This is a genomic window from Mumia sp. Pv4-285 (assembly GCF_041320275.1).
Taxonomy (GTDB): domain Bacteria; phylum Actinomycetota; class Actinomycetes; order Propionibacteriales; family Nocardioidaceae; genus Mumia; species Mumia qirimensis.
In genome coordinates, this window is sequence record NZ_CP162023.1 from 4033674 (window position 1) to 4047323 (window position 13650).

Below are 13650 nucleotides of genomic sequence, written 5' to 3' on the forward strand. Positions count from 1 at the left end.
CACACAGCCTGGGTCGTGAGATGCCCCGGACGTGGGACAACCCCCGCCAAGCGTACGGGCAGGCCGGGCACCTGCGTGAACCGACCCGTGGCGCGGGCGGATCGTCAGGGCATCGGATCGAGGCCGTACGCCGGGAAGAGGGCGTTGCGGGTCGCAAGGATCTGGCGGTCGAGCCAGCTCGCGGGGTCGTAGCCCTCGCGCCAGTCGCGGAACGACGGGGTGCGTCCGTCGGTCATCCGGAGCGGAGCAGCACCGCCGCTCTTGAGCTCGGACACGTGGGCGCGCCACTGCGGCGGGGTCGGCGTCGTGGGGTCGATCTCGTGGCCGCCGACGATCGCCATGAGGTGGGCCCAGGACCGCGGGACGACGTCGGTCACGGCGTAGCCGCCACCTCCGTACGCGACCCAGCGCCCGCCGCAGACCTCGTCGGCGAGGCCGCGCAGCGCGAGGTACGACGCCCGCTGGCCGTCGACGCTCAGCATCAGGTTCGTCAGCGGGTCGTCCATGTGCGAGTCGCAGCCCTGCTGCGTGACCAGGACGTCGGGCTTGAACTCGCGGACGAGGGCGGGGACGACGGCGTGGTAGGCCCGGAGCCAGCCCGCGTCGGAGGTGCCCGGCGGCAGCGCGACGTTGACGGAGGTGCCGACGGCGTCGCCCGTGCCGGTCTCGGAGGCCAGCCCGGTGCCCGGGAAGAGCGTCTGCGGGGTCTCGTGCAGCGAGATCGTGAGGACGCGAGGGTCGTCGTAGAAGACCTTCTGGACTCCGTCGCCGTGGTGGGCGTCGACGTCGACGTACGCGACACGGTGGGCCCCGTGGTCGAGCAGCCAGCGGATCGCGACGGCGACGTCGTTGTAGATGCAGAACCCGCTGGCCCGGTCGGGCATCGCGTGGTGGAGGCCGCCGCAGACGTTGATCGCACGGAGCCTGCCGCCGGTCCACACCTGGCGTGCCGCCTCGACCGACGCGCCGACGATGAGCGAGCTCGCGGCGTGCATGTGGGCGAAGGTCGGGTTGTCGTCGGTGCCGAGGCCGACCGCGAGGTTGGAGACCGTCGGGTCGTCGCTCGCCGCCTTCACCGCCGCGATGTAGTCGGGCGTGTGGACGGTCGCGATCAGGTCGTCGTCGGCGGGGACGGCGGGAACCTCGACGAGGTCGGCGCCGACGACCCCGAGCTCACCGGCCAGCTCCATCGCGAGGCCCACGCGGATGGGAGCCATGGGGTGGGACGGGCCGAAGTCGTACCCGGTGAGGCTGTCGCTGCTGACGACGCACGCGGGGCCGGCTCCGTGATCCATGCCACCCAGCGTAGCCCGCGCGTGATGCGCGTCTCGTCGGCATCCGTCGCGGAGGCCGCTCAGCCGCCGATCTCGCGCGAGCGGTCGCGGGCGGCCTCGGCAGCGGCGAGGAAGGCGGCGCGCAGGCCGCGCTCCTCGAGCTGTCGGAGACCGGCGGCGGTGGTGCCACCCGGCGACGTGACGCGCTCGCGGAGCACGGCGGGGTGCTCACCGGTCTCGGCGGCCAGCCGAGCCGCGCCGGCGAAGGTCTGCACCGCGAGCTCCGTCGACGTCGTACGGGGCAACCCGAGGTGGACGCCGGCCTCGACCAGGGCCTCGATCGCCAGGAAGACGTATGCCGGCCCCGACCCCGAGACGGCGCCCGCTGCGTCCTGCAGCTTCTCGGGGAGGCGTACGACGGTGCCGACCGCGCTCATGATCTCGTCCACCACGGCGAGCCGGGTGTCGTCGCAGTAGGTGCCGGCGGAGATGACGGAGACACCGGCCCCGACCTGGGCCGGGGTGTTCGGCATGACGCGCGCGACGGGTGTGCCTGCAGGCAGTGCCGCCTCGAGAGCCGACGTGGTGAGCCCGACCGCCAGCGAGACGACCAGGGCGTCGGGACGCAGGTGCGGGCCGATCTCGCCGAGGACCCCGGGGACGTCGACCGGCTTGACGCCGACGAGGACCACGTCGGCCTTGGCGGTCGCCGAGACCGCGTCGGTCACCTCGACCCCGTACGCCTCGCGCAGCGCCACGGCGTGCTCCTCACGCCGGACGGCGAGGACGAGGTCCGCGGGGGTCCAGCCCTTCGCCAGCATCCCCGCGACGATCGCCTCCCCCATCGCGCCGGCACCGACCACGGCAACTGTGCTCATGGACCGAGGATAGGGGAGGCGACGACGCTCGGTCGGAGGCGGAGCGTCAGGGGGTACGGCGGCGCAGCGTGGCCGAGCCGAGCAGCAGACCGCCGACCGTGAAGGCGATCAGCGCGACGACGTCCCAGGTCAGCGCGGTCGTCCACGTCGCGTGCTGGGTCACCTCGGTCGTCGCGTCCACCGCGTACGACAGGGGTGTCGCGTACGACACCCACTCCAGCACGGTCGGCAGCTCGTCACGCGGGACGAGCAGCCCGCACACGAGCAGCTGTGGCAGCACGAAGGCCGGCATGAACTGGACCGCCTGGAACTCGGTCGCCGCGAAGGCGGACACGAGGAGGCCGAGGGCCGTGCCGAGGACGCCGGACAGCGCCGCCACGAGCACGAGCGGACCGACGCCGCCCTGCACGTCCAGACCCAGCACCCACACCGAGAGGCCGGCGGCGAGGAAGCCCTGGACGAGCGCGACCGCCCCGAAGGCCAGCGCGTACCCGAGGAGGAAGTCGAGCTTGCCCATCGGCAGGGTGAAGAGGCGCTCGAGCGTGCCGGACGTGCGCTCGGAGAGCGTCGTGATCGAGGTGACCAGGAACATGACGACCAGCCCGAACACGCCCAGAAGCTGGGGGCCGATCGTGTCGAAGAGACGGCTGTTGTCGGTGTAGACCCACCACAGCAGCGTGATCAGCGCGCACGGCACGACCAGCATGAGGCCGATGGTCCGGTGGTCGTGGCGCAGCTGACCCAGGACGCGCGCCGCGATCGCGGCGGTGATCCGGCCCGTCACGCGGCACCCGGCTCGATCAGGGCGAGGAACGCCGCCTCGACGTCGTCCGTACGGGTCCGCTCGAGCAGCTCGGCGGGCGCCCCCTCGGCCAGCAGGCCACCGTCTCGCAGGAGGAGCAGGTGGTCGCACCGCTCGGCCTCGTCCATCACGTGGCTCGACACCACGAGCGAGATGCCCTGGCCGGCCAGGTCGGCGAACAGGCTCCACAGCCGCACCCGCAGGACCGGGTCGAGGCCGACCGTCGGTTCATCGAGCACCAGCAGCCTCGGCGAGCCGAGCAGCGCCGACGCGAGGGACACCCTGCTCCGCTCTCCGCCCGAGAGGCGGTCGACCATCGTGTCCGCGTACCGGGTGAGGTCGACGACCTCCAGCACCCGATCCACGTCGTCGGTCGCGACGCCCAGGACCCGGGCGAAGAAGCGGACGTTCTCGCCGACCGTCAGGCCGGGATAGACGCTCGGAGACTGGGTGACGTAGCCGACGCGGTCACGGAGCGCCGCCGAGCCTGCGACCTCTCCGAGAACTCGTACCGAGCCGCCCGCGACCTGCTGCACACCGACGATCGCACGGATCAGCGTCGACTTGCCGGAGCCGGAGGGACCGAGGAGCCCGGTGACGCGCCCGGCCGGGACCGTGCACGAGAGATCCGGGATGACCTCGCGGCCGCCGCGCACGACGTGCAGGCGCTCGACCGTGATCGCCGGCTCTTCCGTGCGCGTCATGCGGCGATGCTAGGGCCTGCCGACCACGCGGTCGAGGTCCAGGTGAAGCTGGGCCGCGGGTCCCACGGCACGGACGACCTCGTCGACCGACATCGACGCCAGCGGCTCGACCTCGAGCAGGTAGCGCGCCGCGACCAGGCCCACCATCAGGGCGAGCAGCAGGGCCGCGACCTCCGGCGGGGCGTCCGGGCGGTGCCGCTGCACGACCTCCGCGATCGTCTCGCGCAGGACGAAGTCACGGACGATCTCGCCCTGCCCGGCCGTGCCGAGCCCGCTGCGCGACATCGCGACGACGGCCTCGCGGTTGGCGGGCTCGTCCCACGACGTCACCAGGGCACGGATGAACGCGCTGCCGACGTCGTCCGACGGGGCGACGAGCACCGGTCCGAGCACCTCGGCAGGAGCGACCGGGAGCGACAGCGCGGCCGTGACCAGGCGCTGCTTGTCCTTGAAGTAGTGGTGCACCAGAGCGGGGTCGACACCGGCCCGTCGCGCCACCGCACGCAGCGACGTCCCGTCGTATCCGTGCTGCGCGAGCTCCGCGCGAGCGGCGGCGACGATCTCGCCGCGGGTGTCGGGTGCGCCCGGACGTCTGCCTGCCATAAGCGGAAGAGTACGACCGCGCGAGGTTCCTGACCGGAGGTTGTGCAAACCTCGTGTGCAGCGACGGCGACGGGACCGTTCAGGCGTCCGGTGCCGCCGGAGCAGCGGCGGCGAGGTGGAGCCGCGCGAACGCGAGCGCCTCGGCGAGGTCGCCCTCGCGCTGGGCGCGGTCCGCGGCCTTGCGGGTGGTCACCTCGACCGCGACGTCGCCCGCGTAGCCTCCCTCGGCCAGCAGTCCGAGAAGCTCCCCGACCGGCTGGTGCCCGCGTCCGGGGACCAGGTGCTCGTCGCGGGCCGAACCGGTGCCGTCACCGAGGTGCACGTGGGCGAGCCGGCGCCCGAGCTCGACCGCCATCTCCACCGGGTCGCTCCCCGAGGTCGCGCAGTGGGACACGTCGAGCGTCACGTGGTCGTAGCCGAAGCCGACCGGGTCCCACCCCGGCGCGTACGCCTGGAAGACCCGCTTCCCGGTACGCCACGGGTACATGTTCTCGACCGCGAAGACGACGCCCGTGCGCTCCTCGAGGCCTGCGACGCCGTCCTCGAACGCGCGAGCGTAGTCGCGCTGCCAGCGGAACGGCGGGTGCACGACGACGAGACCGGCTCCGCACGCGGCCGCCATCTCCGCGCTCTTCTCGAGCTTGACCCAGTTGTCGGTGCCCCAGACGCGCTGCGTGATCAGCAGGCAGGGCGCGTGGACCGACAGCACCGGGACGTCGTAGTTCTCCTGGAGCCCGACGACGGCATCGATGTCGGCGCTGGTCGCGTCGGTCCCGACCATCACCTCGACCCCGTCGTAGCCGAGCCGCTTCGCGAGCTCGAAGCCGACCTCCGTCGGCTCCGGGTAGACCGACGACGTCGAGAGCGTCACCCGCGCGGCAGGCACGGAGACGGCGAGGTCGGACTCGGGCACGGACACGCCACCAAGGTTACGGGGGTGGCGTCACATGTGGTCGTGTCGCTCGATCAGCACACCCTCGCGCAGGGCCCACGGGCAGATCTCGAGCTCGGGCAGGTCGAACAGGTCCATGAGCGCGTCGGCGACCACGGCTCCGGCGACCATCTGGTGGGCACGGTTCGGGGAGACCCCGGGCCGCGCCGCGATGTCGGCGACCGACATCGCCCGGAGCTCGTCGAGATGCGCTCCGAGAAGGTCGCGCGACAGCGCGCGGCGGACGTACGGGCCCGCCTCCGAGGGCGCCGCACCGCACAGCCTCGCCAGCGAGCGGAAGGTCTTGCTGGTCGCGACCACGTGGTCGAAGTCGCCGCCGCGGCGCAGGGCACCGACGTTGTCGGCGACCTGCTGGCGCACGAACAGGCGCAGCTGGTCGTACTGGGCATCGGTCGGCACCCCCTCGGGGAACCACTCGCGCGTGAGCCGCCCGGCGCCGAGCGGGAGCGACGTGCACACGTCGGGCGTCTCGTCGCGCCCGGTCGCGATCTCGAGGGACCCGCCGCCGATGTCGAACACCCCGAGCCGGCCCGACGACCAGCCGAACCACCGGCGTACGGCGAGGAAGGTCAGCCGCGCCTCCTGGTCACCGGGGAGCACCTCGAGGCGGACGCCGGTCTGCGACTCGACCTTGGCAAGCACGCTGTCGGCGTTCACCGCGTCGCGGACCGCCGAGGTGGCGAAGGCGATCACCTCGGAGCAGCCCTTGTCGGCGGCGACAGCTCGGGCCTCGTCGACGAACCGGACCAGCGCCTTGACGCCGCGCGAGTCGACCGCACCCTCGTCGTCGAGGTGCTCAGCCAGGCGCAACGGCTCCTTGTAGGTGAACGCAGGGAGCGGCGGCGCACCCCGATAGGCGTCGACCACCAGGAGGTGCCCGGTGTTCGAGCCGATGTCGAGGACTCCGATACGCATGGTTCGAGGGTACCGACCGAGTACGTCGCGCCGGTCTACAGTGAGGGTGTGCCCGAGGTTCTGCTCGACTTCCCGCGTGCGTGGGCGGAGTTTCCAGACCCCGCCGACGGCGACCAGGTGTTCCGCTGCGACCTCACCTGGCTGACCTCGCGATGGACCTGCATCTTCGGGCAGGGGTGCCGCGGCATCTACGCCGACGCCCCCGACGTCGGGTGCTGCACCCTCGGCGCGCACTTCTCCGACGACGACGACTACCGGCGTGTGAAGAAGTACGTCAAGCAGCTCGGCCCGCAGGACTGGCAGCACCGCGCCGAGGGCAAGAAGCACGGGTGGACCGAGACGGACGACGAGGGCGACCTCAAGACCCGGACGTACGATGGCGCCTGCATCTTCCACAACCGCGAGGGCTTCGAGGGTGGGACGGGCTGCGCCCTGCACAAGCTCGCCCTCGACCGAGGGATCTCGTTCGTCGAGACCAAGCCGGACGTGTGCTGGCAGCTGCCGATCCGCCGGCAGTTCCGTGACGTCGACCGCGGGGACGGCACCTCGTACACCGAGGTCGCCATCGGCGAGTACACCCGCGCCGGCTGGGGCCCTGGCGGCCACGACCTCGACTGGTACTGCTCCGCCAACACGGAGGCGCACGTCGGCCGGGAGCCGGTCTACGTGTCGAGCTCCGCCGAGCTGACCGCGTTGATGGGCCCCCAGGCCTACGCGCAGCTCGTCACGCTGTGCGAGGAGCACCTCGCCGGCGACCACCGCCGGACGCGTCACCGCGCCGATCCCGGCGCCTGAGCGCCCCGCGGACCCCGTCCGTCCGGCGCGATGTGGCTCAGGTCACAATGAGGCATGCGCTTGGACCACCTCTCCTTCGCGGCCGGTCCTGACGGTCTCGCCGCGACCACCGCCCGCCTGAGCGACGCTCTCGGATCCGCCTTCGTCGACGGGGGCAACCACCCCCGGTTCGGGACCCGCAACATGGTCCTTCCGCTCGAGGGCCAGCAGTACCTGGAGGTCGTCAGCGTCCTGGACCACCCCGCCTCCGACAAGGCACCGTTCGGACAGGCGGTACGTGCCCGCACCGAGCTCGGCGGGGGTTGGCTGGGCTGGGTCGTGCGGGTGGACGACATGGACCCGGTCGAGCGCCGGATGGGCCGCCACGCCGTCGCCGGCAACCGCCGACGCCCCGACGGGTTCAACCTGGAGTGGAAGCAGATCGGCGTGCGCGGGACGCAGGCCGACCCCCAGCTGCCGTTCGTGGTCCAGTGGGACGTGCCGGACACCGAGCACCCCTCGCGCGCCGCCGATCCTGCGGTCGCGCTGAGGTCGCTGGAGATCGCCGGTTCGCCCGACCGGGTCACCGCCTACCTCGGCGAGTCCGTGCTCGGTGCGCTCACCGACGTCGACGTGCAGTGGGTCGCGCCGAACGGGACACCGGGCATCGTGGCGGCGACGTTCGCGACGCCGACCGGTGACGTACGCGTCTGACCCGGTCGTGCCGTCCGTGCCGGAATTCTCCCGATGAATAGTTGAACTGAGTACTAGCGCGGATGTCCGCGCGCCGATCGCGATCCACCCTGGACGGATGAGCAGCGTCCTGCGGATCCCCGGGCACCCGAGCGAGGCGGCCGTCGTCGTGATCGCCATGGGCGCGACCGTCGTGCTCGGCGCGACCGGCGCCAACCTCCTGGTGACGCAGAGCCCGGACCGCTCCGGATACCTCGCCGCTGCAGTGACGGCCGGTGGCATCGCACTGTGCTGCTTCGCCGGGGCGATCGCGCTGCTCCGCGTGACAGGCTGCCTCCGGCCGGCGTTATGGGGCTACCTTCCCGGCCTGATCGCCGTCCTCGCCGCCGGGCTCCTCGTGAGCGAGCACGGCACCAGCGGTGCTGCTGACCCGGTCTCCCCGGCGCTCGGAGCACTCGTGCTCCTCCTGCCCAGCACCTGGATCCCGATCTACGCCGCCGTCCACGCCCACCTGGAGAGCCGCCGTGAGGACGCCGCCGTACGCTCCTGGCGCGGCCGCATCTGACCTCCGGCGTTGGTTCCCGGGCGAGCCCTCGCCGTACTGTCCGACCTCTCGCCTAGCGTGTGCGACATGGTGAGGAGCGAGGACGTCACGTGAGCAGAGCCCGGACGACCTACTCCTGCGGCAGCTGCCGCGCCGAGTTCGGCAAGTGGTACGGGCGGTGCCCGAAGTGCCAGGAGTTCAGCACGATCGCGGAGACCGTCGTCGCCAAGGAGACCGGCCTGAAGGCGTCCTCGCAAGGCTCGGCGCCGCGTCGGCCGGCCCGCCGGGTCTCGGAGATCCGGGACGACGAGGTCGGCGCGCGCCTGAGCACGGGCCTGAAGGAGTTCGACCGGGTGCTCGGCGGCGGCCTGGTGCCCGGCCAGGTCCTCCTGCTCTCCGGCGAGCCGGGCGCCGGCAAGTCGACGCTGCTCCTCGCCTCCTCGAACGCCGTCGCCGCTGCGACGGGCCGACCGGTCCTCTACGTCTCGGGCGAGGAGTCCGTCCAGCAGATCGCCACGCGCGCGCGCCGCGTGGGGGCGACCAGCGAGCACCTCTACCTCGCGGACACCAACGACCTCGGTGAGGCCATCGGCCACCTCGACGCGCTCGGGCCTGATGTCGCACTGGTCATCGTCGACTCGGTGCAGACGATCGCCTCGACCGACGTCGACGGCAGGTCGGGCGGCGTCACGCAGGTGATGGAGGTCGCGACCGCGCTGACCCGGCTGGCGAAGGCGCGCGGCATCCCGTTCTGCCTCGTCGGTCAGGTCACCAAGGACTCCAACGTCGCCGGTCCGCGAGCCCTCGAGCACGTCGTCGACACGACCCTCTCGATGGACGGCGACCGGCACACGCCGCTGCGCCTCCTCCGCGCCGTCAAGAACCGTTTCGGGCCCGCCGACGAGGTCGCCTGCTTCGAGCAGACCGACGACGGGCTGACCGAGGTGGTGGACCCGAGCGGCCTCTTCCGCGGTGTCCGCGACCAGCCGGTCCCCGGCACCTGCATCACGGTGACGGCAGAGGGCCGCAGGCCGATGATCGCCGAGATGCAGGCGCTCGTGTCGTCCACCAACGCTCCCAACCCCCGCCGTGGCGTGAGCGGGCTCGACTCGTCCCGCGTCTCCATGCTGATCGCCGTGACCGAGCGCGTCGCGGGTGTGCGCCTCCATGACAAGGACGTGTTCGCGGCCACGGTCGGAGGCATGCGGTCCAACGACCCCGGGAGCGACCTCGCGGTGTGCCTCTCGATCGCGTCCGCAGCCAGCGGTGCCCCGCTGCCGCTCGACCTCGCCGCCATCGGCGAGGTCTCGCTGTCGGGCGACATCCGGCGCGTGACGATGATCGGCCACCGCATCCGCGAGGCCGATCGGCTCGGCTACCGCCGCATCCTGGTCCCGCTCGGCACCAGGGACGAGGTGCCGCTCGCGTCCTTGAAGGCACAGGTCACCGAGGTCGCCACGATCCAGCGTGCCCTGGCCGCCGTGAGCCCGCTGGTTCCGAACGTGCAGCCACTACACTGATCGAAGTCATCGAACCGACCAAGCGGGGGCCACTGGTGTCGATCAACGATCGGGCGAGCGGGACGCCGTCGATCCTCCGGGCCACTCTCGCCTCCGTCGCGCCTGGGACGGCGCTGCGCGAGGGACTCGAGCGCATCCTCCGCGGACGCACCGGTGCGCTGATCGTGTTCGGTCAGGACAAGGACATCGATGCCCTGTCCACCGGCGGGTTCACCCTCGACGTCCCGTTCACGCCCACTGCGCTGCGCGAGCTCGCCAAGATGGACGGCGCGATCATCCTCGACAAGGACGCGACCCGGATCCTCCAGGCCGGCGTCCACCTCATGCCCGACCCGTCGATCCCGACGCAGGAGACGGGCACCCGTCACCGCACGGCCGACCGGGTCGCGCGCCAGACGAACGTCCCCGTCATCTCGGTGTCGGCGTCGATGCACATCATCGCCCTGTACGTCGACGGCACCCGCCGCGTCCTCGAGGAGGCCGGCGCCATCCTCGGCCGTGCCAACCAGGCCCTGGCGACACTCGAACGCTACAAGCTCCGGCTCGACGAGGTCTCCGGAGCGCTGTCCGCGCTCGAGATCGAGGACCTCGTCACGGTGCGCGACGTCGCGGCAGTGGCGCAGCGGCTCGAGATGGTCACCCGGATCGCCGCCGAGATCGAGGACTACGTGCTCGAGCTCGGCACCGACGGCAGGCTCCTGTCGCTGCAGCTCGACGAGCTGGTGACCGGGGTGGAGAGCGAGCGCGAGCTCATCGTCCGCGACTACGCGCCGGGTGGCCGACGCGGCAAGCCGCCGGCAGAGGTCCTCGACGACCTCTCTCAGATCGTGTCGGGCGATCTCGTCGACCTCGCGGCGGTCGCGCGGGCGCTGGGCCTCGGCACCGGCGAGCACCTCGAGTCGGCCGTCTCTCCGCGCGGCTACCGGCTTCTCGCCAAGGTCCCTCGCCTCCCCAACTCGGTCATCGAGCGGCTGGTCGAGCACTTCGGCACGCTCCAGAAGCTCCTCGCCGCGAGCATCGAGGATCTCCAGGCGGTCGACGGCGTGGGCGAGCTGCGCGCGCGCACCGTCCGTGAAGGCCTGTCGCGGCTCGCGGAATCGAGCATCCTCGAGCGCTACGTCTGAGCCGACCCCGTCAGGGTGTCCGCGACGTCGTCGGTGTGCTTCCCGGCTTCGGCGTGGCCGCGCTGTCTGGTTTCGGGGAAGCCGGAGTGCTGGGAGTCGGTGGTGTCGGCGTGGGCGCCGCCGTCAGCGTGAACCGCGCGCTGACGGGGTCTCCGCCCAGCAGCGCCGCCTGTGCGGTGTACTGACCGGGGTCGACGAACGCCCCCTCGTCGTCGCACGAGTCGGCATCGGCCCGACCGTCCCACGCCAGCTCCACCACGGTGGCCCAGGACGGGTGGACGTCGACCGTTCGGCCTTTGACCCCTTCGCACGTCTGGGTGCTCCACACGGAGCCGCTCTCGCCCTTGACGCCCAGGACGAACGTCGACGGGTCGATGCGTACGGTGCACGGCTGCGGCGCGACGCTGACGACCCTCAGCGTGACTGCCACCGCGCGTCCGGCGAAGGCGCCGACCCGCACCGACGGCGAGACCGACACGGCTTCGGGCGGACAAGCACCCTCGACGGGGGCGAGCCGCACGTCGACCTGGACGTCCTTCGCCTTGCGCGGCTTCGGTGCGGGTGCGGGAGCAGTCGACGACGCGGCCGCGGTGGGGGTCGCGGCGGTCGGAGGTGGTTCCTCTGCCGACGAGTCGTCGTCGCCCCCGAGGAGGCGGACGACGAACCAGCCCAGGACGAGCACCACCGCGAGGAGCAGCAGGCGCCGGCGCCAGTACACCGCCGGGGGAAGCTTGCCCGAAGGCCTCATCACCGAGCTCACGCCCTCAAACTAACTTCCCGCGGCGCCGTGGCAGGATCGACTCGCCATGGTCTTCTCCACGTCACCGCAACAGGTCGCCGGCCCCGCCCTCGACCAGATGCACGATGCCGTCTGCGACTGGTACGCAGCACACGCCCGCCCGCTCCCCTGGCGTCGCCCGACCACGACAGCGTGGCACGTCATGGTCTCGGAGATCATGCTCCAGCAGACCCCCGTCGACCGCGTCGCCCCTGTCTACGACGAGTGGATCGCTCGCTGGCCGACACCGGGAGCGCTCGCGGCCGTGCCGTCCGGAGAGGCCGTGCGCGCGTGGGGACGCCTCGGCTACCCGCGCCGCGCACTCCGGCTCCACGCCGCCGCCGCGGCGATCTGCGAGCGACACGACGGCGAGGTCCCGTCCGACCTGGAGGCGTTGCGCGCGCTCCCCGGCGTCGGTGAGTACACGGCCGCCGCTGTCGCGGTGTTCGCCTACGGGCAGCGGCAGGCCGTCCTCGACACCAACGTGCGCCGCGTCCTGGGCCGTGCCCTGGGCGGTGACGCCCTCCCTGCCCCGTCGCTCTCGGTCGCCGAGCGGGCACGTGCCAAGGCCGCCCTGCCGGTCGACCCTGCGATCTCCGCCCGGTGGTCGATCGGGCTCATGGAGCTCGGTGCCCTCGTGTGCACCGCACGGGCGCCCGTGTGCGGCGGCTGCCCCGTACGCGACCTCTGCCAGTGGCACGCGGCGGGCAGGCCCGCGTACGACGGTCCCGCCCGGCGCGGTCAGACGTACGCCGGCACGGACCGCCAGTGCCGCGGTCGCCTCCTCGCGGTCCTGCGCGACGCCGAGGGTGCCGTCCCAGGATCGGCGCTGCGTCAGGTCTGGGACGACGCGACGCAGCGCGAGCGTGCGCTCGACAGCCTGCTCGACGACGGCCTCGTCGTGACCACCGGCGCAGACGACGAGTACGCGCTGCCCGGCTGATCGGCGTCAGCGTGCGCGGGGCCCGCGCGTCTCGAGCAACCTCCGAAGACGGCGGCGTACGCCGTCGCCGGGCCGCGCCTGTGCCTCCGCGGCCACCGTCTGGCGCTCGAGCCGGCGTCCGCGGCGCTCGGCGGCCGAGCGTGTGTACCAGGTGAGTGCCTCCGCCTCGCGGTAGTAGACGGCGTAGCGCTCAGCGAGCGCGTCCAGAGAGCTCTCGGCGACGCCGTCGCGACCGTCCGGGCTGCCGGCGAGGCGCACCAGGGCTTCCCAGACCTGATCGGTGATCTCGCGCAACCTCGCAGGCAGCTCGATGCCGTCCCAGCTCTGGACCGAGCGGCGCAGGCCGGGATCGACGAACGCGTCGACGACCGCTGCTCTCCCGGCGTCCACCGGCAACGACAGCCCGAGCGCGGGCTCGAGTCGGCCTACGGCGGTCCTCCAGTCGGCCACCAGGTCGGCATAGGGCAGGAAGACTCGCGGATGGCCGCGAGACGCGCGCTCGGCCATGAGGTTCACGTTCACCCAGCCGGCGACGTTCGTCGCGACGAAGCTCGCACCGAGGCGGTCGCGTCGCTCCCGGTAGTGGGTGGCTCGGCTCCGGTGCACCTCGGTGGGGTGACGCAGCATGATCAGGTCGCTCGTGACGAGCCCGAGATCAGCGGCGGTCGCGTGCCAGAGCTCCAGCGTCCACACGGTCCGTGGGTCCTTCACGACCGTCTGCGCCCGGCCTTCTGTCTGCTCCTTCAGCCAGTCGTGCAGGCGGCGACGTCGAGACTCGTCCACCACTCGCGAGACCAGGTCGAGCGCGTACGGGCGACCGTCCGTGAGGTCGACCTCGGCCTGCTCGAGCAGACGGTTGTGGAACTTCACGGACCACCGCGGCTCGAAGAATCCGCGGGGGTTCGACGTGTTGGCCTTGATGCTCGGCTGCGGGCTGTAGACGCCGAGGTGCGAGAGCGTGCCCGCCACCGTGCTCGTGCCGCTGCGACCTGCGCCACTGACCACGACCAGTCGCGGAGCGTCCGTACCGCCCGTGGGCATGAAGATGAACCTCGATCTCAACAGAGAGGGAAATCGCGCCAATGCTATCAGGGACGAGGGCCGGGAGACCACCGCCCGAGATGACGAAAGGGCCCGCGACGGGAG

General features: G+C 72.2%; 15 protein-coding genes. 6 read left to right on the forward strand and 9 right to left on the reverse strand.

Annotation, left to right across the window (positions count from 1 at the left end; all coding sequences use genetic code 11):
• Nucleotides 1–104 precede the first annotated feature (104 nt).
• The 7 genes from AB3M34_RS19415 to AB3M34_RS19445 all read right to left on the reverse strand — a co-directional run bounded on the left by AB3M34_RS19415 (nt 105) and on the right by AB3M34_RS19445 (nt 6128).
• Nucleotides 105–1295, reverse strand: coding sequence for an acetoin utilization protein AcuC (locus AB3M34_RS19415; protein WP_370616413.1), 1191 nt, complete (start codon nt 1293–1295; stop codon nt 105–107).
• Nucleotides 1296–1354: 59 nt separating this feature from the next.
• Nucleotides 1355–2152 carry a pyrroline-5-carboxylate reductase gene (gene proC, locus AB3M34_RS19420; protein ID WP_370616415.1) on the reverse strand — a complete coding sequence of 266 codons (798 nt, stop codon included), beginning with the start codon at nt 2150–2152 and terminating at the stop codon, nt 1355–1357.
• Between the two features lie 46 nt (nt 2153–2198).
• Nucleotides 2199–2936 (reverse strand): ABC transporter permease, encoded by a 738-nt coding sequence (locus AB3M34_RS19425; RefSeq protein ID WP_370616417.1) that lies wholly within the window; start codon nt 2934–2936, stop codon nt 2199–2201.
• Nucleotides 2933–3658: an ABC transporter ATP-binding protein gene (locus tag AB3M34_RS19430; RefSeq protein ID WP_370616419.1), complete on the reverse strand. Its 726-nt coding sequence runs from the start codon at nt 3656–3658 to the stop codon at nt 2933–2935. The genes AB3M34_RS19425 and AB3M34_RS19430 overlap by 4 nt, the downstream gene beginning before the upstream one ends.
• 9 nt (nt 3659–3667) lie before the next feature.
• A complete protein-coding gene (locus AB3M34_RS19435; protein ID WP_370616421.1) occupies nt 3668–4261 on the reverse strand; it encodes a TetR family transcriptional regulator in 594 nt (197 codons plus the stop codon).
• Between the two features lie 79 nt (nt 4262–4340).
• The gene (locus AB3M34_RS19440) at nt 4341–5180 is read right to left on the reverse strand and encodes a sugar phosphate isomerase/epimerase family protein (RefSeq protein ID WP_370616422.1); all 840 of its coding nucleotides are present in this window, start codon (nt 5178–5180) and stop codon (nt 4341–4343) included.
• A 24-nt stretch (nt 5181–5204) separates the two neighbouring features.
• Nucleotides 5205–6128, reverse strand: coding sequence for a Ppx/GppA phosphatase family protein (locus AB3M34_RS19445; RefSeq protein WP_370616423.1), 924 nt, complete (start codon nt 6126–6128; stop codon nt 5205–5207).
• Between the two features lie 48 nt (nt 6129–6176).
• Between AB3M34_RS19445 and AB3M34_RS19450 the strand changes: the two genes are divergently transcribed.
• The 5 genes from AB3M34_RS19450 (at nt 6177) to disA (ending at nt 10783) form a co-directional block, all read left to right on the forward strand.
• On the forward strand, nt 6177–6923 hold the full coding sequence (locus AB3M34_RS19450; RefSeq protein ID WP_370616425.1) for a hypothetical protein: 747 nt from the start codon (nt 6177–6179) through the stop codon (nt 6921–6923).
• 54 nt (nt 6924–6977) lie between these two features.
• The gene (locus AB3M34_RS19455) at nt 6978–7616 is read left to right on the forward strand and encodes a VOC family protein (RefSeq protein ID WP_370616426.1); all 639 of its coding nucleotides are present in this window, start codon (nt 6978–6980) and stop codon (nt 7614–7616) included.
• 97 nt (nt 7617–7713) lie between these two features.
• A complete protein-coding gene (locus AB3M34_RS19460) occupies nt 7714–8160 on the forward strand; it encodes a hypothetical protein (protein WP_370616428.1) in 447 nt (148 codons plus the stop codon).
• A gap of 89 nt (nt 8161–8249) precedes the next feature.
• Nucleotides 8250–9659: a DNA repair protein RadA gene (radA, locus tag AB3M34_RS19465; protein ID WP_370616429.1), complete on the forward strand. Its 1410-nt coding sequence runs from the start codon at nt 8250–8252 to the stop codon at nt 9657–9659.
• A 35-nt stretch (nt 9660–9694) separates the two neighbouring features.
• Nucleotides 9695–10783, forward strand: a complete 1089-nt coding sequence (gene disA / locus AB3M34_RS19470; protein WP_370616431.1) for a DNA integrity scanning diadenylate cyclase DisA — start codon at nt 9695–9697, stop codon at nt 10781–10783.
• A 10-nt stretch (nt 10784–10793) separates the two neighbouring features.
• Here the strand turns inward: disA and AB3M34_RS19475 are convergent, their stop codons facing one another.
• Entirely contained in the window at nt 10794–11543 is a 750-nt protein-coding gene (locus tag AB3M34_RS19475; protein ID WP_370616433.1) for a hypothetical protein, read from the reverse strand.
• A gap of 46 nt (nt 11544–11589) precedes the next feature.
• Between AB3M34_RS19475 and AB3M34_RS19480 the strand changes: the two genes are divergently transcribed.
• Entirely contained in the window at nt 11590–12504 is a 915-nt protein-coding gene (locus tag AB3M34_RS19480; protein WP_370616435.1) for an A/G-specific adenine glycosylase, read from the forward strand.
• Nucleotides 12505–12510: 6 nt separating this feature from the next.
• Here the strand turns inward: AB3M34_RS19480 and AB3M34_RS19485 are convergent, their stop codons facing one another.
• Nucleotides 12511–13545, reverse strand: coding sequence for a sulfotransferase family protein (locus AB3M34_RS19485; protein ID WP_370616436.1), 1035 nt, complete (start codon nt 13543–13545; stop codon nt 12511–12513).
• Nucleotides 13546–13650: the final 105 nt, after the last annotated feature.

Bases quoted from the DNA above. Each gene is read 5' to 3' on its own strand.
- AB3M34_RS19415 (WP_370616413.1), bottom strand. From the start codon at position 1,295: ATGGATCACGGAGCCGGCCCCGCGTGCGTCGTCAGCAGCGACAGCCTC.
- proC (WP_370616415.1), bottom strand. From the start codon at position 2,152: ATGAGCACAGTTGCCGTGGTCGGTGCCGGCGCGATGGGGGAGGCGATC.
- AB3M34_RS19430 (WP_370616419.1), bottom strand. From the start codon at position 3,658: ATGACGCGCACGGAAGAGCCGGCGATCACGGTCGAGCGCCTGCACGTC.
- AB3M34_RS19435 (WP_370616421.1), bottom strand. From the start codon at position 4,261: ATGGCAGGCAGACGTCCGGGCGCACCCGACACCCGCGGCGAGATCGTC.
- AB3M34_RS19445 (WP_370616423.1), bottom strand. From the start codon at position 6,128: ATGCGTATCGGAGTCCTCGACATCGGCTCGAACACCGGGCACCTCCTG.
- AB3M34_RS19455 (WP_370616426.1), top strand. From the start codon at position 6,978: ATGCGCTTGGACCACCTCTCCTTCGCGGCCGGTCCTGACGGTCTCGCC.
- AB3M34_RS19460 (WP_370616428.1), top strand. From the start codon at position 7,714: ATGAGCAGCGTCCTGCGGATCCCCGGGCACCCGAGCGAGGCGGCCGTC.
- AB3M34_RS19480 (WP_370616435.1), top strand. From the start codon at position 11,590: ATGGTCTTCTCCACGTCACCGCAACAGGTCGCCGGCCCCGCCCTCGAC.
- AB3M34_RS19485 (WP_370616436.1), bottom strand. From the start codon at position 13,545: ATGCCCACGGGCGGTACGGACGCTCCGCGACTGGTCGTGGTCAGTGGC.